Consider the following 18961-nt stretch of genomic DNA (forward strand, 5'->3'; position numbering starts at 1 on the left):
CCCGGGAGACGGCCGGTCCGGCGGTACCCTGCCCGCTGCAGCTGACGCCCCCTGACGTCTGGACCTCCCGTGATCACCGACCGGACCGGCGACCTCGCGCCGGTGACGCCGTCCGACACCCTCCCGGCGTCCACCCCGGCGTCCACCCCGGCTCCCACCCCGGCCCCGCGGGCCGGAGGCCGGCGCCTGCGCTGGATGGCCACCGCGGCGCTCCTGGTGCTCGCCGCCCTGCCTGCGGTCGCCGGTCTGGTCGATCTCTGGCAGGACCGCGGGCGCCCCTTCCTGCTCACCGGGGACCACGCCTTCTTCACCCTGGTCGTGGACGCCGTGGGACAGCACGAGGTCCTCCTCGGCCCGTACTCGCGGTTCGACTGGTACCACCCCGGCCCGATGGCCGCCTGGCTCCTGGCCGGCGCCTACTTCCTGATGGACGACGCGATGCAGGCGCTCCCCGCGGGAGCACTGCTGATCAACGGGGTGAGCGCAGCCGCAGCGGTCTGGGTGGTCCGCCGCCGCGCCGGGCTCGTCGCCGGGGCGTGGGCCCTGCTCGCGCTCGTGCTGACCCTGCAGACGGTCGGGGACGGCTTCCTCCGCGACCCCTGGAACCCGTACCTGCCCGTGCTCCCGTTCCTCGCCGGCGTGCTCCTGTGCTGGACCGCCGTCCGCGGCGACGCCTGGGCCCTGCCGCTCGCCGTCGTCCCGCTGTCGCTCGCCGCGCAGAGCCACGTCGGCTTCCTGCCGCCCGTGGCCGCCGTGGGAGCGGTGCTCGTCGCCGGGCTGCTGCTCCGCGGCCTGCTTCGCTGGCGACGTCGCCCGGTGGTCGCCGTCGACGGCGCGCCGGAGCCGGTCCGGCGCCCCCGTCGCTGGGTGTTCGCCGGCCTGCTCGCCGTCGCGGTCGGGCTGCTGCTGTGGTTGCCGCCGATCATCGAGCAGCTCACCGGGACACCCGGCAACGCACGGGTGCTCTACGACCACCTCCTGTCCCAGTCCCCCGAGCAGCCGGCGGGCGTCTCCACCGGACTGCGCGCGGTCGCGGACGAGTTCGGCAAGCTCCCCGCCCACCTGACCGGACACGGCGTGGCCCCGAGCCCCGTCCTGCCGGCCGGCTGGCCGACCCCGGCCATCACATCGGGGATCGTCGCGTTCGTCGTCGCCCTGGGCGTCGCCGCCCTCCGCCGGCGTGGGGACGTCCTGTGGCTGGGCGCGCTGACGCTGGCCCTCGCCGCTGCCGGTGTCGCGGCGGTCGCCCGCATCGACGGGTGGGTGTTCGCCTACCTCACGCAGTGGACGGTGGTCATCGGGATCCTGGCCTGGACCACCGTCGGGCTCGGCCTGCTCCCGGAGCTCGCCGCCGTCGTCCGGAGGGGCGTCGCCCCGGGGCGCCGGAGCCTGTCGCCGGGCACCGTGATCGGCGTCCCGGTGGCCGCGCTCGCGACGGCTGCCGTGCTGGTGACCGCCGCCCGCGTGGCGGGAGCGGAGGTCACGTGGAGCGACCGGGACGGCCACGTCGCCGAGCTCGGGGAGGCGGTCGTCGCGGACCTCACCCGCTCGGGGCTGCGGACGGGAGCAGACCAGCCGGTCGTCCGCGTCGACATGGCCCCGACCACGGAACCGGTCATCGTCGGCACGGTGGAACCCGGGGCGGGCCTGGTGCTGGCGCTGTACCGCGCCGGAATCGACGTCCAGGTCGACGAGGGGTGGCGCATCCCGTTCGGCGAGCGCTTCACCGAACGGCCGGAGGAGGCCGGCTACGTCGTCACGGTCGCGTACGCGGACGGCAGCTCGCCACCCCCGCAGCCCTGGCAGCGGGTTCTGGCGGCCGAGGGAGAATTCGAGGTCTACGGCGGGGTGCCGCCGGTCGGCTGACGCAGGGCGCGATCGGACCGGGTGGCCGCGCGCCGTTCCATGTCGCGTACGCCGCGGCGGTGGACCAGCCAGCCGATCGCGATGAGCAGGACGCCGGAGAGCAGGAAGCCGATGTCCCAGCTCAGCGGTGCCCCGAGGTCGTCGCGGACGTGGTGGACGCCGAGGATCTGGTGGTCGACCAGCCCCTCGACCAGGTTGAACAGCCCCCACCCGGCGACGACGAGGCCGAGGTGGAAGCTCCAGCTGGGCGCGATCCGGCCCTGTCGCCAGGCGATCAGCGCGGTGACCATCCCGGCGACCGCGGCGGCCCACGTGCCCAGGTGGAAGAAGCCGTCGGCGACCGTGTTGGCCTCCAGCCCGCCGAGCGTCCCGGGGTCCCGGCCGTCGACCGAGCTGACCATGTGGTGCCACTGCAGGATCTGGTGCAGCACGATTCCGTCGACGAAGCCGCCGAAGCCGATGCCGTACAGGAGTCCCGACGCCTTCGAGGGCAGCCGCTCCCCCGCTGTCGTCGTCCCGGTCGTCATGCGCAGCCGCTACCCCGCCGGGACGCCCGGCACCCGTCGGCGCATCCTGGAGCGCATGAGCAGCAGCGACCACGCCGCCGGCCGGGACCAGGCGACCGGCACGGCGCACGCCGTCCTGGCCGCCACCGCGGACCTGCCCGCGCCGTGGGCAGCCATCTGCGGCGCCTCGATCGCGGTGGTGCAGGGGAAGTGGGCCGGGCCGCGCGGGCTGGGCTCGCCCGATCCCTGCCCGGAGTGCCGCCGCCTCACCGGCTCCTGAGAGTCGCGCCCCCTGCCCTCGATGCGGGTCCTTGCCCGGCGCTGTCGGCGCCTCGATGTTGGGGATAACGGTCGTACCGGGGGAACGACGTGCGTGGGCGGCGCACTCCGGGGTCCGGAGTGCGCCGCCGGTGCACAGCGTCGACGACGGCCGGGGGTCAGCTCTCCACGAAGCGGTTGAGCCGCTCGACGGCCTCGACGAACTCCTCGACCATCTCGAGGACGACCCGCCGGGTGGGCCGTACCGAGCTCATGCTCGCGCTGCCGACGATCTGACCGACGAAGTAGGTGGCCAGGTCGTTCGCCGGCGTGCCGGGCGTGCCCGCCACACGATTGATCCGGGCCTGTGCCTCGCCGACGAGCATCGGCTGCAGCGGCATCGGCAGCGTCCCGGGGCCCTCGGCCGACTCCCACTCCTCGGTCCACGGGCTGCGCAGCATCCGCGCGGGCTTCCCCGTCATCGACCGGGAGCGGACGGTGTCGCCCAGCCCGGCCCGCAGGAACTTCTCTTTCACAGCCGGGTTGGTCTCGGCCTCCTCGGTGGTCAGCCACACCGAGCCGCACCACACGCCGTCGGCACCCAGCGCCATGCCGGCCGCCAACTGCCGGCCCCGGCCGATGCCGCCCGCGGCGAGGACGGGCAGCGGCCCCACGGCGTCGACCACCTCCGGCACGAGGACCATCGTGGCGATCTGGCCGGTGTGGCCACCGGCCTCGGTCCCCTGGGCGACGACGAGGTCCGCGCCGGCGGCCTTGTGGCGGACGGCGTGCTCCACGGACCCGGCCAGCGCCGCGACCGGGATGCCGGCGCCGTGGGCCCGCTCGATGAAGTGCGGCGGCGGCGGGCCGAGCGCGGAGGCCACGAGCTTGGTCTCGTGCGCGAAGAGGACGTCGAGCAGCGGCGCCATGCTCTTGGGATCCACGCGCATGCCGCCGACGCCGGAGCTGCGGCCGGCCGTCGGCGTGCCGGTGGGCAGGGGCGGGATGCCGTACCGGTCGAGCAGGCCGTCCAGCCACTGCCGGTGCCCGGCGGGCAGCAGCTCGCCGAGCGCCTCGCGGTCGAGCCCGCCGGACTCGGAGCCGGCGAACTTCTCGGGCACGAGCAGGTCGACGCCGTAGGGCCGGCCCTTGACCTCCCCCTCGATCCAGGCGAGGTCGATGTCGAGCTGCTCGGGCGTGTGCGCCACGGCACCCAGGACGCCGAGCCCGCCGGCGTTGGTGACGGCGGCGACGACGTCGCGGCAGTGGCTGAAGGCGAAGATCGGGACGTCGATGCCGACGAGCTCGGTGGCGGCAGTGCGCACGGGGGGTGCCTCTCAGGTGGTGGTGCGGTGGACGGGGCGTGCGGGGACGGTCATCGGGTGAGGCCCGCCAGGAGCATGTCGACCACCTCGTCGGCGGCCTGCCGGGGCGTACTGCGGAGCGTGCGCGCCACGTGGGGGTCGGCGAGGCTGCGGCCGAGGCCGGCGAGCACCCGGGCCACGGCCGCGGTGTCGACGTCGGCGATGTCGCCGCGCGCCACGGCGGCGTCGAGAAGGGTGCGCGTGACGTCGACCAGGTACTGGTTGTGCCGGTCGACCAGCGCCTTCACGGCGGGCACCGTGGCGAGGTCGCGCGACCAGGCATCCGTCGCCCGGGCGACCGCCACGTGCGCCGCCCGGAGGTAGCGGCGGACGGCGTCCAGCGGCGCCATGTCCGCGGCGATGACGCGCTGGGCGTCGCCGCCGATCCGCCACAGCCGGCGGTCGACGACCATGAGCACCAGCTCGTCGCGGCTGGGCGCCAGCGCGTACAGCGTGCGCAACGAGCACCCGGCCCGCGCGGCGATCTCGGCCATGGTCAGGTCGGCGAAGCCCTCCCGGAACATGGCGTCGAGCTGCCGCAGCACCTCGCGCTGGCGTTCGGTGAGCTGCTCCTCGCGGTCCCTGTCGAGGAGGGCGCGGGGCCGTTCGACGGTCGCCGGCGCGCTCACGCGCCGTTCCCGACGAGCAGCGAGCGAGGCATGGCCGCACCGTAGGGCGGTAACGGAAGGGAGTCAACGTTACCGCCGCAACGGCCAGGACCCCTGGGCGCCCGAGACCGGCCGTCGTGGCGGTGATCGGTATCACCGGCCGATCTGGCCGGTTTCCCGGCCAATCCGGCCGGTTCCGATCTAGCCTGGGATCCATGGGCGGATTCCGGCAGCAGGCCGAGGAGCAGATCCTCGATCGGGCCGCCGCCCTCTTCGCCCGGCGCGGCGCCCGGACCTCGCTGCAGGAGATCGCGGACGCGGTCGGCCTGTCCAAGGCCGGCCTGCAGTACCACTTCCCCACCAAGGACTCCCTGCACTCCGCCGTGCTGGCCAAGGCCGCGGGGATCGGGCAGCAGGTGCTCGACGTGGTGTCCGACCTGCCCATCGGGCCCGAGCGGGACCTGCGGGCCATCGAGGCCTGGATCGACGTGGCCCTCGCCCACCCCGGCCTCGTGTCGCTGCTCCTGACGCCGGTCAGCACGGCCGTCACCGACGAGCCGGCCGACGACGGCGCCGAGGCGGTCCTGGCGTCGGCCACCGCGGCACTGGCCGCCTTCGGCGTCGATCCGGAGGCGGCGACGGCCGAGCGCACCGTGCGGGTCGCCGCTGCGCTCGCCGCCCTGGGCGTGCTGACCCTCGCCGCCCACCAGAAGGACCTCACCGTCGCGTGGCGGCCGCACATGGTCGTCGCCTGCTTCGACGCGCTCGGCCACCGCCGTCCCGTCCCCACCCCGGAGGCCTGATCCCATGGCTCACCTGCTCTCCCGGATCGGCGCGTTCTCGCACCGCCGCCGGCTCGCCGTCGTCCTGGTCTGGCTGGCGGTCCTCGTCGCCGGTGGGATCGGCGCCGCCACGCTGTCCGGCGAGACGTCCAACTCCTTCTCCATCCCCGGCCAGGAGTCGACGGTCGCGCAGGAGCTCATCACCGAGGAGTTCGGTGCGGGAGGCGCCACCGTCGACGTCGCCGTCGCGACGCCGGAGGGCAGCACGCTCACCGATGCGGAGAACTCCGCGGCCGTGGGCGACCTGGTCGAGACCCTCGGCGCGCTGCCGGGGGTCGTCTCGGCCAGCAACCCGCTGGACCCGGCCGCTCCCTCGGTCAACCCCGACGCGACCATCGGCTACAGCACGGTGACCTACGGCGGCCTGATCGAGGACGTGACCGACGAGCAGCGCACGGCGCTGCTGGACGCGGTCGCCGACGCCGGCACGGGCGATCTCACCGTGGAGGCCACCGGCGAGGCGCTCAACGCGGGCGCTCCGCACATGGGCGTCGGCGAGGTCATCGGCGTCGTCCTCGCGGTGATCATCCTGGCGCTCACCTACGGCTCGCTGGTCGCCGCCGGCATGAACCTGCTGACCGCCGTCGTCGGCGTCGGCGTCGGCGTCCTGGGCATCACCATCGCCACCGGCTTCCTGGACCTGTCCTCCACCACCTCGGCACTGGCCGGCATGCTGGGGCTGGCCGTCGGCATCGACTACGCCCTGTTCATCATCAGCCGTTACCGGCAGGAGCTGCTCCGCGGAGCAGACGTCGGGACGGCGATCGCGACGGCGACCGGCACGGCCGGCTCTGCCGTGGTCACCGCCGGCCTCACCGTCGTGATCGCCCTGCTCGGCCTGTCCGTGGTGGGCATCCCGTTCCTGACCCAGATGGGCGTGGCAGCGGCCGCGACGATCGTCGTCGCCGTCCTGGTCGCGCTCACCCTGGTGCCGGCCGCGACGAGCTACCTGGGGATGCGGGCGCTGCCGCGGAAGGTGCGGGCCGACGGCGACCGCGCATCCCGGCGCAGCGGCCCCGGCTTCCTCGCCCGGTGGGTCGCCGCGGTGACCCGGCACCGGGTGGTGACCGTGCTGGCCACGATCGTCGCGCTGGGAGTCATCGCGATCCCCTTCACGTCCATGGCGACCACGCTGGTGCCGACCCCGGAGCCGGACAGCACGCAGGCCCGGGCGCAGCAGCTCCTCGCGGAGGGGTTCGGCGAGGGCATCAACGGGCCGCTGGCCGTCCTCGTCCAGGGCGAGGGCGCCGCGCAGGCCGCGGCGGAGATCAGCGGGCCGATCTCCTCGCTGTCCGACGTCGCCGCCGTCACGCCGCCGGTGCCGAACGCCGAAGGCACCGCGGCCCTGGTGACGGTCATCCCCGGATCGGGCCCGGACACCGCGGCCACCGAGGCGCTCGTCGGCGACCTGCGCGCGGAGCTCGTGGACCTCGACGGCGTCGACACCTACGTCACCGGTGCCACCGCGGTGAGCGTCGACGTGGCCCAGGCCCTCGACGACGCCCTGCCGGTCTACCTGGTGCTCGTGGTCGGGCTGGCCTTCGTCCTGCTGGTGCTGGTGTTCCGCTCGCTGCTGGTGCCGCTGGTCGGCGTGCTGGGCTTCCTGCTCACCGTGGGCGCCTCCCTGGGCGCCACGGTGGCCGTCTTCCAGTGGGGCTGGCTCGCCGATCTCGTGGGCCTGACCAGCACCGGGCCGCTGATCAGCCTCACCCCGATCCTGGTGATCGGGATCCTGTTCGGCCTGGCGATGGACTACCAGGTGTTCCTGGTCAGCCGCATGCACGAGGCGCACACCTCGGGCGAGGCGCCCCTGGAGGCGATCCGCGCCGGCTTCCGGCGCTCGGCCCCGGTCGTCGTCGCGGCCGCGCTGATCATGTTCGGCGTGTTCGCCGGCTTCGCCACCAGCCCGGACCCCACCCTCAAGTCCATCGCGTTCGCGCTGGCGGTGGGCATCGTCGTGGACGCCTTCGTCGTCCGCATGGTGCTGGTGCCGGCCGCCCTCGCCCTCATGGGCGAGCGCGCCTGGTGGCTGCCGCGCTGGCTGGGCTGGCTGCCCCACCTCGACGTCGAGGGCACCGCGCTGAAGGGCGACGGCGCCTCGGACGACGAGCTGCGCGCCCTGCGCGAGGAGTCGGAGACGGTCGAGTCCGGCGCCCGCTGAGCGCCCCCTGCTGCGCCACGACGGAGCACGGGCGGGCGGCGGTGCTCCGGGCACTGGACACCGTCGTTGGGCACCTGCTCGGCTCGACCCCTCAGCCGGCGGCGCCCAGCCGGTAGAGCGCGGTGTGCTGGACGTGCAGCACGGGTTCGCCGTCGGCGAGGACCAGCGCGTCGTAGCGCACCTCGTCGTTCCGGCCCCTGCGGCCGACGGAGGTCACACGGCCGTGCGAGGTCACCAGCGCGGGCAGCCGGGCGACCCCGAGGAAGCGGCAGTCGCTCGCGGTGTGGATCCACGGCCCCAGGGCGACGTTCCGGGTGAGCAGCCGGTGCACCGCCTTGACCAGCATCCCCGGATGGGCCCACGCGTTCTCCCGGTACAGAGCCAGGGGTTCGCCGACGGCGTCGAGGTACCACTCGTTCTGCTCGACGGTGACGGGTTCGTGGACGCTGCCGAACGGCCCGACCACGGGGTCGGCCACCTGCCCGTCCGCAGGAGCCGCCCCGTCCAGGCCGGTGAGGTCGGGACGGTCCGCCGTCCGGCCGGCGGACCCCAGGCACCGGACCTCGCCGTCCGGGCCCGTCACGGTCAGCCGATCGTCGTCCACGTCGACGAGCAGCTCCTCGCCGTCGTACACCGGGCGGCGGAAGCGCACGTCCACCCGCCCGCCGGACAGCCACTCCTCCCCCCAGCCGGCCACCAGCGGTGTGGTGATCCGGGCGAACAACTCGACCCCGGGCACGAGGGCACCGGTGAAGCCGAACTGCTGCGCGACGTCGTCGTCGTGGATCTTGTTCTGCGCCTCCTCGATGACGCGGGCGACGAACCGGTGCGGCGCAGGGGCGTCCATGCCCGGATGGTGGCACGAGCGGGCGGCGCGAGGACTGTGCGCGGCCCCTCCCTCACCCGCCGCGGATGCGGGCGGCCGTCGCCAAGAAGGCACGGACGTCCGGTACAGGAAGCCCCGCCGTCCGGCGCGACGTCTGCACAGTCAGCCGCCCAGCACCGGGCAGCTGCACGGCGGTCGTCCGCAACGCAGCAGGGGCGGGCCGACCTCGTGGTCGACCCGCCCCTGAGCTGCTCGTTCCTCTGTCGGGCTGACAGGATTTGAACCTGCGACCCCCTGACCCCCAGTCAGGTGCGCTACCAAGCTGCGCTACAGCCCGCGCTCCGTCACACCGTCCCGGCAGTCCGGGGCGCGCGATGGCCGCTCCGGAAGATTACCGCACCCGCACGTGCCCTCCGGCGCGCCCCCTGTCACGTCCGGGCGGCCCGTCCCGTCAGACCTGGTGACACCCGGCGGCACCCCCGCTCAGTTCTGGGCGCCCCGGACGTCAAACCCGATGACACCTGGCACGGACCCTGAAAACCTTCCCCCCACGGGGTCCTTGCCGTTCAGCTCCGCCAGGGGCACCGCTGTGCCGAAGGGAATCGTCATGGGCAGGTCATTCGCATCCCGCGTCAGCAACCGCCGGCTCAAGTGGGTCATCCTGGTCCTCTGGCTGGTCCTCGCCGCGGCCTCCGGACCTCTCGCCGGCGGCCTCACCGACGAGCAGGACAACGAGGTGTCCTCGTGGCTGCCCGGCGACGCCGAGTCGACCCTGGCGATCGAGCGGCAGGCCGAGCTGGGCTCCGATCCCGACATCATCCCGGCCGTCATCGTCTACGAACGGTCCGGCGGGGTGACCGACGAGGACCTGGCCGCCGTGCAGGAGGACGCCACCGAGCTCGGCCGGCTGGACGAGCTCGACGGCGAGATCACCGGCCCGATCCCCTCGGAGGACGGCGAGGCCATCCAGCTCGTCGTGCCGCTGAACGTCGGCGCCGAGGGCTGGGAAGGCATCGGTGGCCTGGTCGACGGCATCCGGGACGTCGTCACCGACGGGCCCGACGGCCTCGAGTCCTGGATCACCGGGCCGGCGGGCAACGCGGCCGACTCGGCGGAGGCCTTCGAGGGCATCGACGGCGCGCTGCTGTTCGCCGCCCTCGGCGTCGTCATCCTGATCCTGCTGTTCACCTACCGCAGCCCGGTCCTGTGGATCCTGCCGATCTTCTCCGCGATCGTGGCGCTGTTCTGCTCGCAGGCAGTGATCTACCTGCTGGCGAGGTACGCCGACCTGACGGTGAACGGGCAGAGCGCGAGCATCCTCACCGTCCTGGTCATCGGCGCCGGCACCGACTACGCGCTGCTGCTCGTCGCCCGGTACCGGGAGGAGCTGCGGCTGCACGCCGACCGGCACGAGGCGATGACCGAGGCGGTCCACCGCGCCGGGCCGGCGGTGCTCGCCAGCGGCGGCACGGTGGTCCTCGGCATGCTCTGCCTGGCCTTCGCGGACATGAACTCCACCGCCGGCCTGGGCCCGGTCGCGGCCATCGGCGTCGCCGTCACCCTCGTCGTCCTCATGACGCTGCTGCCCGCGCTGCTGGTCATCTGCGGCCGCTGGGTGTTCTGGCCGGTGCGGCCGGCCCTGGGCAGCCGGGAGCCGAGCGCGACCGGCATCTGGGCCCGCGTGGGCAGCCTGATCAAGCCCCGTCCTCGCGCGGTGTGGGTGGTCACCAGCCTGCTCCTGGGGGTGGCCGCGATCGGGATGTTCGGCCTGAACGCCAAGGGCCTGACGCAGGCCGACTCCTTCCGCGGCGACCCCGAGTCCATCCAGGGAGAGGAGGTCGCGCGGGCACACTTCCCGGCGACCGCGGGCAACCCCGTCTACGTCCTCACCACCGCCGCAGACGCCGACCAGGTGGCCGACGCCGTCGCCGGCACCGAGGGCATCGGCGCGGTGGCGCCGCCCCAGACCACCGGGAACGCGGCGCTCGTCCAGGCCGACCTCACCGATCCCGCCGACAGCCAGAACGCCTACGACACCATCGAACGGTTGCGCACCGGCCTGGACGACGTCGGCGACGGTCAGGCAGTGGTCGGCGGCAACACCGCCGTCAACCTCGACGTCCAGACCGCCTCCCAGCGGGACAACCGCGTGATCATCCCGCTGATCATGCTGGTGGTGCTGGTGGTGCTCGGGCTGCTGCTCCGGGCGATCGTGGCCCCGCTGATCCTCATCGCCACGGTGGTGCTCTCCTACGGCGCCGCGCTCGGCATCAGTGCGGTGATCTTCGACTGGACCCTGGGCGTCAGCTCGACCGACAGCTCGTTCCCGCTGTTCGTCTTCGTGTTCCTCGTCGCGCTGGGCATCGACTACAACATCTTCCTGATGACCCGCGTGCGGGAGGAGTCGTTCGACCACGGCACCCGGCGGGCGGCCCTCATCGGGCTGGCGGCGACCGGCGGGGTGATCACCTCGGCCGGCCTGGTGCTGGCGGCGACGTTCGCCGTCCTGGGCACCCTGCCGCTGACGTTCCTCACCCAGCTCGGCATCGCGGTCGCGCTCGGCGTCCTGCTGGACACCATCATCGTCCGGTCCGTGCTGGTCACCGCCCTGAACCTGGACGTCGGCCGGTGGATGTGGTGGCCGAGCATGCTGGCACAGGTCCACGACGAGCCCGAGCACGACCGCGAGCCCGTCCACGCCGGCGAGGGCGCCCGGGTGCCCGGACCGCGCTCCCGCCAGGACGACCCCGAGGACGCCCGGCCCGGCTCCTGACGTCCTGCGGGTGGGCCGGCCGTGCCGGCCCACCCGCAGGCCGGAGCGTCAGCTCTTGCGGGCGTCCCGGTCGCGGGCATCGCGCACCTTGACCGAGACCTCGATCGGGGTGCCGGCGAAGCCCCACTGCTCGCGCAGCTTGCGCTCGAGGAAGCGCCGGTAGCCGGCTTCGAGGAAGCCGGTCGAGAAGACGACGAACCGGGGCGGGCGGACGTCGGCCTGCGTCACGTACTTGATCTTGGGCGCGCGGCCGCCGCGTGCCGGCGGCGGCGTCTCCTGGACCAGCGCCCGGACGAACTGGTTGAGCTCCGCGGTCGGGACGCGCTTCTCCCACGACGCCAGCGCCCAGCGCAGGTGGTCGGCGAGCTTGCCCACCCCGCGGCCGGTCGAGGCGGAGATGTTGATCCGCGTCGCCCACTTGACCCGCGCCAGGTCCCGCTCGATCTCGCGCTCCAGCTGGTCGTGCCGGTCCTCGTCGAGGGTGTCCCACTTGTTGATGGCGATGACCAGTGCGCGTCCGGCCTCCACGACCTGGGAGATGACGCGCTGGTCCTGCTCGCTGATCACCTCGTCGGCGGCCAGCAGGACGACGGCGACCTCGGCGGCCTGGATGGCGGCCTCGGTGCGCAGGCTGGCGTAGTACTCCATGCCGCTGGCGGTGTTGACCTTGCGGCGGAGGCCGGCGGTGTCGACGAAGCGCCACTCCTCCCCGCCCAGGGTGACGATCGAGTCCACCGGGTCGACCGTCGTGCCGGCGACCGAGTCGACGACGGAGCGCTCCTCCTTGGCCAGCCGGTTGATGAGGCTCGACTTGCCGACGTTCGGGCGCCCGACCAGGGCCACCCGTCGCGGACCCTCCTCGTGCTCCTGCTCGCGCGGCGCCTCGGGCATCGCGTCGAGGATCAGGTCGAGCAGGTCACCGCTGGAGCGGCCGTGCAGCGCGCTGACCGGCTGCGGCTCCCCCATGCCCAGGCTCCACAGCTCGGCGACGTTGGCCTCGCTGCGCTCGTCGTCGACCTTGTTGGCCACGAGGATGACCGGCCGGTCGCTGCGGCGCAGCACACGCGCGGCGGCGAGGTCGGTGTCGGTCGCGCCCACCTGGCTGTCCACCACCAGGACGATGACGTCGGCGGTCTGCATCGCGAACTCGGCCTGACGGGTGATCGAGGCGCCCATCCCGGTGGCCTTGGGGTCCCAGCCGCCGGTGTCCATGACGGTGAACCGCTTGCCGTTCCAGAGCGCCTCGTAGGAGATCCGGTCGCGGGTCACCCCTGGCGTGTCCTGCACGACGGCGGCGCGCCGGCCGAGGATGCGGTTGACCAGCGTCGACTTGCCCACGTTGGGCCGGCCGACGATGGCGACGACGGGGAGCGGCCCGTCCTGGTTCTCTGTCATGTGCGGTCCCCTGTCACCAGCGCGGCCTCGGCCAGCGCCACGACGCGGTCCACCACGGCCTGCTGGCTCAGCTCGCTGCTGTCCACGACCACGGCGTCCGCGGCCGGTCGCAGCGGGCTGTCCGCCCGGCTGCTGTCGTACTCGTCCCGGCGGCGGAGGTCCGCGGCCAGGGCGTCGATCTCCGCCGCCTCCGTGAGGCCGAGCTGCCCGGCCCTGCGCTGGGCCCGGACCTCGGGCGCCGCGGTCAGGTAGACCTTGAGCGTCGCGTCGGGCAGCACGACGGTGCCGATGTCGCGTCCCTCGACGACGACCGCCTCGGCCGCGCCGGCGAGCTCGCGCTGCTGGGCGACCAGCTGCCGGCGCACGGCCGGGACCGCGGAGACCGCGGACACCGACCGGGTGACCTCGGCGCCCCGGATGCGGACGGCGACGTCGACGCCGTCGACCTCGACGCGCTCGGTGCCGGCCTCGGTGCCCACCACGATCCGCGCGGCGGCCACGGTCCGGGCCACCGCCTCGGCGTCCTCGGGGTCCACGCCGGCGTCGAGGACGGCGACGGTCGCGGCGCGGTACATCGCGCCCGTGTCGAGGTAGGCGGCGCCGAGCCGGCTGGCCACGCCCCGGGCCACGCTGGACTTCCCGGTGCCCGAGGGGCCGTCCAGGGTCACCGCGCCCCGGAACGGGATCGTGTCCGTCACTGGGCGATGTCCCGGCGCAGGGCTGCCGCACCGCGGAGGTACACGTGCTGGATCTCGGCCCGCGGCCGTGGGGTCTCCACGTGCGCCATGAGCCGCAGCACCCGCGGCAGGGCGTGCGGTACGGCGATCTCGGTCGCGCACATCAGCGGCACGTCCCCCATGCCGAGCTCGCGCGCGGCCAGGGCCGGGAACTCCGAGACGAGGTCGGGGGTCGCGGTGAACACGATGCTGATGACGTCGTCGTGCTCCAGCGCGTTGCGCTCGAGCACGGCGCTCACCAGCTCGCGGGTGGCCTCGAGCACCTGCTCCCGGTCGTCGGCGTCGACCTGCGTCGCGCCCCGGATGGCTCGGACGGCCATGCACACTCCTCGTTCGTTCTCTGCCATGCACCGGCGCCCGGATCGCCGGGGCCTCGATCGAGTCTATGGAGCGCGCGCCACCGGTCCCCCGGAGCGGCATCCTCGACCCCGGGCGACTACAGCCCGACCAGCTCCGAGAGGGTGCCGAGCTCTTCGCGGCTGAGCTTGCGGATGGTCCCCGACCGCATGGCCCGCAGCTCGATGGGGCCGACGGCGGTGCGGGTCAGCCGCGAGACCGGCAGGCCGACCTCAGCCAGCAGCCGGCGCACGATGTGCTTGCGGCCCTCGTGCAGCACGACCTCGACCACGGACTGGCCGGCGTGGGTGTCCACCACCCGGAACGAGTCGACCTTCACCGGGCCGTCGTCCAGGTCGATCCCGGCGCGCAGCCGCTTGTGCAGGTCACGGGGCACCGAGCCCGACACCTGCGCCAGGTAGGTCTTGCGCACGCCGTAGGACGGGTGCGCCAGCCGGTGGGCGAGCTCGCCGTCGGTGGTCAGCAGGAGCAGACCCTCGGTGTCCTGGTCCAGCCGGCCGACGTGCACCAGCCCGGGCGCGAGGTCGCCGACCATGTCGCCGACGGTCGGCCGGTTGCGGTCGTCGCTCATCGCGGTGATGACACCCGGGGGCTTGTTCATCGCGTAGGTGACGCGGTCGTCGCGGATCTCGACCCGGACGCCGTCGACGGCGATCTTGTCCCGGGTGGGGTCGACCCGCATGCCCTGCACCTGGACGACGGCGCCGTTCACGCTGATCCGGCCGGCCTCGATCATGTCCTCGGACACGCGTCGGGATCCGACGCCGGCCCGGGCCAGCACCTTCTGCAGCCGCTCGCCCTCGCGGTCGGCGTCGGTCTCGGGGGCACGGTCGGCGGGGTGGACCGGAGCGAGCTCCATGTCCTCGGACCAGCCTTCGCCACCGGAGGCGGTGGGGGCGTCGTCGTTCGGGGTCGCAGCGTTCATCACTGCACAGTCTCCCACCTCGGGCGGGCAGCACCGACCACTCGTCCGCGAAGGGGTCACCTGCGGTGCTGGAGCACCGACGTGCAGCACGCTGGGGACGTGACCACGACACGCAGGACCGGACTCGTCGTCGCCGCCCTGGCGACCCTCCTCTGGCTTCTCTTCGCAGTAGCCCTCCTCACGGCGGATCCTGACGACGGAGCGAACATCGGCGCCGGGCTGGCCGCCCTGCTCGCGCTGGGGCTCTCGGTGGTCGCGTCGCTGACGAACCTTGCCTCGCTCCGCGACGCCCGTGCCGCGGGCACGACGGCGGCGGAGCGGCTCACCGCGACAGAGCGCGGTGCCGGCGTCCTGGCCGTCCTCTCCTCCGCATGCCTGGTGGCCTTCCTGGCGCTCGATCCCTACGCGGACTCCGACGTAGTCCGGATGACCACGCTGGCCGTCGGGGTCGGGGCCTTCCTGCTCTCGACGGCGGGTTTCGCGATGACGGCGCGCGCACGCCGCTGACCCTCTCCCACCCGATCCCCCGGCCAGGCAACCTGCCGTGGCCACCACCGTGTCCTAGTCCATGGAAGGCACCTGCGACGAGGAGAACCGGTGGCTCGCTTGAGCGGGGACGACGAGGCGGCGTTCGACGCCTTCGTCGCGGAACGGCGCGCCTCGCTGATGCGCACCGCCTTCCTGCTCACCGGCGACCTGCACCGGGCCGAGGACCTGGTCCAGGCCGCGCTGCTCGAGGTCTTCCGGCCCTGGCCGCGCCTGCGTGACCGGGTCGACCCGGTCGGCTACGCCCGCAAGACCGTGGTCACCACGCACCTGAACCTGGTCCGGCGGCTCTCCTGGCGGGAGGTGCCGGTCGCCGGCTTCCCGGAGGACGGCGGAGCGGGCGCCGACGAGCACGACGGCACCGTCCAGCGCCTGGCCCTCCGGGCGGCGCTCCTCCGCCTGCCGCCCCGCATGCGCGCGGTGCTGGTGCTGCGCTACTTCGACGACCTGTCCGAGCAGGACACCGCGGCGGCTCTGGGCTGCAGCCAGGGCACGGTCAAGTCGTCGGCGTCCCGGGGCCTGGCCCGGCTGCGCGAGGTGCTCGACCAGCACGACTCGCCCGCCCCGGACGTCCTCGCGCCGCCCGCACCGCTCCCCTCCCCCACTCCCCCCGGAGGACGGCCGTGAACACCGAGGACCTGCTGCGGACCGAGCTGCGCGCCTGGGCCGACGAGGTGGCGCCCGACAGCTCCCGCGACCTGTCGGCCGCGGGGCTGACCGACCTGCGCCGCCGACGGCTGCGCCACCGCGCCGAGCTGCTCGCCGCGGCCGCGGCGGTCGTGGCCGTCCTGCTGGGCGCCCAGGCCGGGGCGTCCCACCTCTTCGACGGCTCCGACCGGTCGACGGCCGGACCTTCCTCCGCGCCCGCGGTCGACGTCCTCGGTCTTCCGGCCCGCGGGCCGCTGGTCGGCGACCCGGCAGCGGTCGATGCGCTGGTCCGGCTGCCCTGGTCGAGCGACTCCGCGCCGGCCGGCCGCGACCCGGTGCTCAGCGGCATCCCCGACCCGCCGCTCGAGTCCCGCCGGGTGCTGTGGGCCGGCGACAGCCCCAGCGGTCTGCGCCTGGCCGTCGTGGCCGGGCAGAACAACGCCCAGCCGGTCGAGCGCGACCCCGACCTGCAGACCGATCTGGGTGCGCTCGGCTCCACCGCGGTGGCGGTCTTCGCCGGCCCGGCCGGCACCCCGATCGACCAGCTCCGCCTGGCCGGCGTTCCGCGGGGCCGCATGGACGGCCGCCCGATCGCCGTTCGTGACGCGTCGACCGGCACCGCGCTCGTCCTCGCGGCACCGGGTGACTGGATCGAGATCGCCGACCGACCGGAGTACGCGGCCGACGGAACCGAGACCTGGGACTACCGGCCGGTCGACGCGCCGGACGGCGCCGCGCTGCTGACCACCGATCACGGCTACGCCATGCGCTACCGGATCGAGCGGGACGGCGGCACGGTCGCCGCAGACGAGGGCTTCGACACCTTCTCCAGCGATTCCTCCGGCGCCGGTGACCGTGACCGGATCCAGGCCGGCGTCACCGTCCGCACCCTGCGGCCGCCGGTCGGCGACCCCGCGGAGCTTGCCTTCGACGCGGCGGACCTGGTGATGCGGAGCGGCCTGCCACCGGAGCAGGTCGACGTCGTCGTCCCGTGGACCGGTATCGCGCCGTCCCGCGACGGTGTGCCGACGACGGTCACGCTGACCACCGCCACCCTGCCCTCGACGGCCGTCCTGGTGTCGTGCACGGTGCTGCGCCCGCTCGAGGACGGGGGCTTCGGGGGATCCAGCTGCAGCGATGACCTGTACACCACGGTCCTGCCGGGCGGGGGCACCGACATCGCCGAGCGCACCTTCGCGTTCCGCTGCACCACGCACGACATGACCGGCTCCGGCGACTCGGAGCTGACCAGCCTGGTGGTCGTCGCGCCGGTGGGGGCCACGACCGCGCGGCTCCACGACGCGACGGGCACCGTGCTGGACGAGGTGCCCCTGGTCGACGGAGTGCTCGTCACCACCGACGAGGAGCTGATCGCCGGCACCACGTCGGTCGTGCCGCTCCGGGCGGACGGCGGGGAGTACACCCGCGCCGGCATCCTCACCGGGGAGTGACGCTCAGCTGTCGGGGTGCTCGTCGAGGACGGCCGCGGTCTCCGGCAGCAGCGGGGCGAGCTCCGGGAGGTCGGCGAGCGACGTCAGCCCCAGCCGTTCGAGGAACAGCGGCGTCGTGGCGTAGAGCCCGCCCCCGCTGTCCGGGTCGCTGCCCACCTCCGACACCAGGCCCCGGCTGAGCAGCGTGCGCATGACGCCGTCGACACCCACGCCGCGGATCGCGGCCACGCGGGCGCGGGTGACCGGCTGCCGGTAGGCGATGACGGCGAGGGTCTCCAGCGCCGCCTGGGTCAGCCGGCTGCGCTGCCCGTCCACGAGGAACCGCTCCACGACAGCGGCGTGCTCCTCACGGGTGTAGAGGCGCCACCCCTCCCCCACCCTGCGCAGGGTGATGCCGGCCGAGCGCGCGTCGTAGCCGGCCGCCAGCTCGGCCAGGCCGGTTCGGACCTGGTCGACGTCGCAGCGCAGAGCCCCGGCGAGGGTGTCCTCGTCGACCGGGTCGTCCATGACGAAGAGCAGCGCCTCGAGCCCGCCCTGCAGCTCGGCGGGGTCGAGCAGCTCCAGCGGCTCGGGCTCCGGCTCCGGCTCGGGCTCGGGCTCCGGCGCGACCGCCAGGGCCGGTGCCGCGTCGCCGTCGTCCTCGACCGGCACCGGTGCGACGTCCGGCACCTCCACCGGCAGGTCGGAGACCCGGGCCGCGAGCTCGGCGGCGACGGCGTCCCAGGCGACCGGGTCGTCCTCGCCCCTCCGCTCCGCTTCCTGCCGGGTGGCGGCCAGCTCCGCCGCGAGTGCCTCCCAGGAGATGGGTGCCGGCTGGTCGTCGTCGCTGCTCACGAGTACTCCTCGTCGATGTCGTCGGCTGCGGGAGCCGCGCCGTGGTCGGGCAGGGCGCCGTCCACGTCGACCTCCGCGTCGGACTGCTCCCGCCCCGTCCAGCGGACGTGCAGGTCACCCAGCGGCGTCAGCTGCTCGAAGGTCACCCGCTGCTGCCGGTACAGCTCGAGCAGCGCCAGGAACCGGGCTACGACCTCGAGGGTGTGCGTGCAGTCGGCGGTGAGCGCACGGAAGGAGACGGTGCCGGCGCGGGCGAGGTGGTCGCGGACGACCACGAGCTGCTCGCTGACGCTGACCGCCGGGGCGTGCAGGTGCGCCACCCCGACGAGCTCGGGCATCTTCGGCGTGAGGGCCCGAGCGGCCAGGGCCGCGAACTGCTCCGGGGTGAGGTCCAGCGAGACCTCCGGCACGAGGTCGGCGAAGCGCGGCTCCAGGGCGGCGGTGCGCGGGAACCGGTGGGCGGCCTCGGTCTCGCGTTCCCGCAGGAAGGCCGCCGCCTGCTTGTAGGCCTTGTACTGGAGGAGCCGGGCGAAGAGCAGGTCACGGGCCTCGAGCAGCTCGAGGTCCTCCTCGTCGTCGACGTCGGCGGCCGGCAGCAGCCGTGACGCCTTGAGGTCGAGCAGCGTCGCGGCCACGACGAGGAACTCGCTGGCCTGGTCCAGATCGAGCTCGTCGCCCAGCGCCCGCAGGTGCGCGATGAACTCGTCGGTGACCGTCGACAGCGCGATCTCGGTGACGTCGAGCTTGTGCTTGCCGATCAGCTGCAGCAGGAGGTCGAAGGGACCCTCGAAGTTGGTCAGCCGGACGGTGAAGCGCGATGTCGGCTGCGCCTCGCTCACGACGGCAGCCTAGGTCCGTTCCGGG

Annotated in this window: 18 protein-coding genes and 1 tRNA gene; 8 read left to right on the forward strand and 11 right to left on the reverse strand. The window is 74.1% G+C overall.

Features of this window, described 5'->3' with window-relative positions:
- Positions 1–69 precede the first annotated feature (69 nt).
- Positions 70–1866, forward strand: a complete 1797-nt coding sequence (locus BLS70_RS19725; RefSeq protein ID WP_091771419.1) for a hypothetical protein — start codon at positions 70–72, stop codon at positions 1864–1866.
- Here BLS70_RS19725 and BLS70_RS19730 read toward each other — a convergent pair.
- Complete coding sequence (locus tag BLS70_RS19730; RefSeq protein WP_091771421.1) at positions 1839–2393, reverse strand: DUF2243 domain-containing protein; 555 nt, start codon at positions 2391–2393, stop codon at positions 1839–1841. The genes BLS70_RS19725 and BLS70_RS19730 overlap by 28 nt on opposite strands.
- 55 nt (positions 2394–2448) lie before the next feature.
- On the opposite strand from BLS70_RS19730, the gene BLS70_RS19735 reads away from it, so the two are divergent.
- Positions 2449–2652 (forward strand): hypothetical protein, encoded by a 204-nt coding sequence (locus BLS70_RS19735; protein ID WP_091771554.1) that lies wholly within the window; start codon positions 2449–2451, stop codon positions 2650–2652.
- Between the two features lie 157 nt (positions 2653–2809).
- Here the strand turns inward: BLS70_RS19735 and BLS70_RS19740 are convergent, their stop codons facing one another.
- Both BLS70_RS19740 and BLS70_RS19745 read right to left on the reverse strand, forming a co-directional pair.
- Complete coding sequence (locus BLS70_RS19740; RefSeq protein ID WP_091771423.1) at positions 2810–3955, reverse strand: nitronate monooxygenase; 1146 nt, start codon at positions 3953–3955, stop codon at positions 2810–2812.
- Positions 3956–4005: 50 nt separating this feature from the next.
- Positions 4006–4623 (reverse strand): TetR/AcrR family transcriptional regulator, encoded by a 618-nt coding sequence (locus BLS70_RS19745; protein ID WP_091771425.1) that lies wholly within the window; start codon positions 4621–4623, stop codon positions 4006–4008.
- 194 nt (positions 4624–4817) lie between these two features.
- On the opposite strand from BLS70_RS19745, the gene BLS70_RS19750 reads away from it, so the two are divergent.
- Complete coding sequence (locus BLS70_RS19750) at positions 4818–5405, forward strand: TetR/AcrR family transcriptional regulator (RefSeq protein ID WP_091771427.1); 588 nt, start codon at positions 4818–4820, stop codon at positions 5403–5405.
- Between the two features lie 4 nt (positions 5406–5409).
- Positions 5410–7605, forward strand: a complete 2196-nt coding sequence (locus BLS70_RS19755; RefSeq protein ID WP_091771429.1) for an MMPL family transporter — start codon at positions 5410–5412, stop codon at positions 7603–7605.
- Positions 7606–7696: 91 nt separating this feature from the next.
- On the opposite strand, the gene BLS70_RS19760 is transcribed toward BLS70_RS19755, so the two are convergent.
- Entirely contained in the window at positions 7697–8452 is a 756-nt protein-coding gene (locus BLS70_RS19760) for a hypothetical protein (RefSeq protein ID WP_091771431.1), read from the reverse strand.
- Between the two features lie 242 nt (positions 8453–8694).
- A tRNA-Pro gene (locus BLS70_RS19765) sits at positions 8695–8768 on the reverse strand.
- 270 nt (positions 8769–9038) lie between these two features.
- Between BLS70_RS19765 and BLS70_RS19770 the strand changes: the two genes are divergently transcribed.
- The gene (locus BLS70_RS19770; RefSeq protein WP_091771433.1) at positions 9039–11204 is read left to right on the forward strand and encodes an MMPL family transporter; all 2166 of its coding nucleotides are present in this window, start codon (positions 9039–9041) and stop codon (positions 11202–11204) included.
- A gap of 48 nt (positions 11205–11252) precedes the next feature.
- On the opposite strand, the gene der is transcribed toward BLS70_RS19770, so the two are convergent.
- From der to BLS70_RS19790, 4 genes are all read right to left on the reverse strand, one after another.
- Positions 11253–12599, reverse strand: a complete 1347-nt coding sequence (gene der / locus BLS70_RS19775; protein WP_091771435.1) for a ribosome biogenesis GTPase Der — start codon at positions 12597–12599, stop codon at positions 11253–11255.
- A complete protein-coding gene (cmk, locus tag BLS70_RS19780; RefSeq protein ID WP_255362606.1) occupies positions 12596–13297 on the reverse strand; it encodes a (d)CMP kinase in 702 nt (233 codons plus the stop codon). The genes der and cmk overlap by 4 nt, the downstream gene beginning before the upstream one ends.
- Positions 13294–13656, reverse strand: a complete 363-nt coding sequence (gene aroH / locus BLS70_RS19785; RefSeq protein ID WP_091771437.1) for a chorismate mutase — start codon at positions 13654–13656, stop codon at positions 13294–13296. The genes cmk and aroH overlap by 4 nt, the downstream gene beginning before the upstream one ends.
- Positions 13657–13772: 116 nt before the next feature.
- On the reverse strand, positions 13773–14618 hold the full coding sequence (locus BLS70_RS19790) for a pseudouridine synthase (RefSeq protein ID WP_091771439.1): 846 nt from the start codon (positions 14616–14618) through the stop codon (positions 13773–13775).
- 99 nt (positions 14619–14717) lie between these two features.
- Between BLS70_RS19790 and BLS70_RS19795 the strand changes: the two genes are divergently transcribed.
- The 3 genes from BLS70_RS19795 to BLS70_RS19805 all read left to right on the forward strand — a co-directional run bounded on the left by BLS70_RS19795 (position 14718) and on the right by BLS70_RS19805 (position 17263).
- Entirely contained in the window at positions 14718–15125 is a 408-nt protein-coding gene (locus BLS70_RS19795; protein ID WP_143030467.1) for a hypothetical protein, read from the forward strand.
- Positions 15126–15215: 90 nt separating this feature from the next.
- The gene (locus BLS70_RS19800) at positions 15216–15791 is read left to right on the forward strand and encodes a SigE family RNA polymerase sigma factor (protein ID WP_255362607.1); all 576 of its coding nucleotides are present in this window, start codon (positions 15216–15218) and stop codon (positions 15789–15791) included.
- Positions 15788–17263: a hypothetical protein gene (locus BLS70_RS19805; protein WP_091771446.1), complete on the forward strand. Its 1476-nt coding sequence runs from the start codon at positions 15788–15790 to the stop codon at positions 17261–17263. The genes BLS70_RS19800 and BLS70_RS19805 overlap by 4 nt, the downstream gene beginning before the upstream one ends.
- 3 nt (positions 17264–17266) lie before the next feature.
- Here BLS70_RS19805 and scpB read toward each other — a convergent pair whose 3' ends face one another.
- Both scpB and BLS70_RS19815 read right to left on the reverse strand, forming a co-directional pair.
- The gene (scpB, locus tag BLS70_RS19810) at positions 17267–18097 is read right to left on the reverse strand and encodes an SMC-Scp complex subunit ScpB (protein ID WP_091771448.1); all 831 of its coding nucleotides are present in this window, start codon (positions 18095–18097) and stop codon (positions 17267–17269) included.
- Positions 18094–18936, reverse strand: a complete 843-nt coding sequence (locus tag BLS70_RS19815; RefSeq protein ID WP_091771450.1) for a segregation and condensation protein A — start codon at positions 18934–18936, stop codon at positions 18094–18096. The genes scpB and BLS70_RS19815 overlap by 4 nt, the downstream gene beginning before the upstream one ends.
- Between the last annotated feature and the right edge of the window lie 25 nt (positions 18937–18961).

Source organism: Blastococcus aurantiacus (assembly GCF_900102425.1).
Lineage (GTDB): Bacteria > Actinomycetota > Actinomycetes > Mycobacteriales > Geodermatophilaceae > Blastococcus > Blastococcus aurantiacus.

What these genes read in the sequence shown, in the direction of transcription:
- BLS70_RS19730 (WP_091771421.1), bottom strand. Translation starts at nt 2,393, where the DNA reads ATGACGACCGGGACGACGACAGCGGGGGAGCGGCTGCCCTCGAAGGCG.
- BLS70_RS19735 (WP_091771554.1), top strand. Translation starts at nt 2,449, where the DNA reads ATGAGCAGCAGCGACCACGCCGCCGGCCGGGACCAGGCGACCGGCACG.
- BLS70_RS19750 (WP_091771427.1), top strand. Translation starts at nt 4,818, where the DNA reads ATGGGCGGATTCCGGCAGCAGGCCGAGGAGCAGATCCTCGATCGGGCC.
- BLS70_RS19755 (WP_091771429.1), top strand. Translation starts at nt 5,410, where the DNA reads ATGGCTCACCTGCTCTCCCGGATCGGCGCGTTCTCGCACCGCCGCCGG.
- BLS70_RS19760 (WP_091771431.1), bottom strand. Translation starts at nt 8,452, where the DNA reads ATGGACGCCCCTGCGCCGCACCGGTTCGTCGCCCGCGTCATCGAGGAG.
- BLS70_RS19770 (WP_091771433.1), top strand. Translation starts at nt 9,039, where the DNA reads ATGGGCAGGTCATTCGCATCCCGCGTCAGCAACCGCCGGCTCAAGTGG.
- der (WP_091771435.1), bottom strand. Translation starts at nt 12,599, where the DNA reads ATGACAGAGAACCAGGACGGGCCGCTCCCCGTCGTCGCCATCGTCGGC.
- aroH (WP_091771437.1), bottom strand. Translation starts at nt 13,656, where the DNA reads ATGGCCGTCCGAGCCATCCGGGGCGCGACGCAGGTCGACGCCGACGAC.
- BLS70_RS19790 (WP_091771439.1), bottom strand. Translation starts at nt 14,618, where the DNA reads ATGAACGCTGCGACCCCGAACGACGACGCCCCCACCGCCTCCGGTGGC.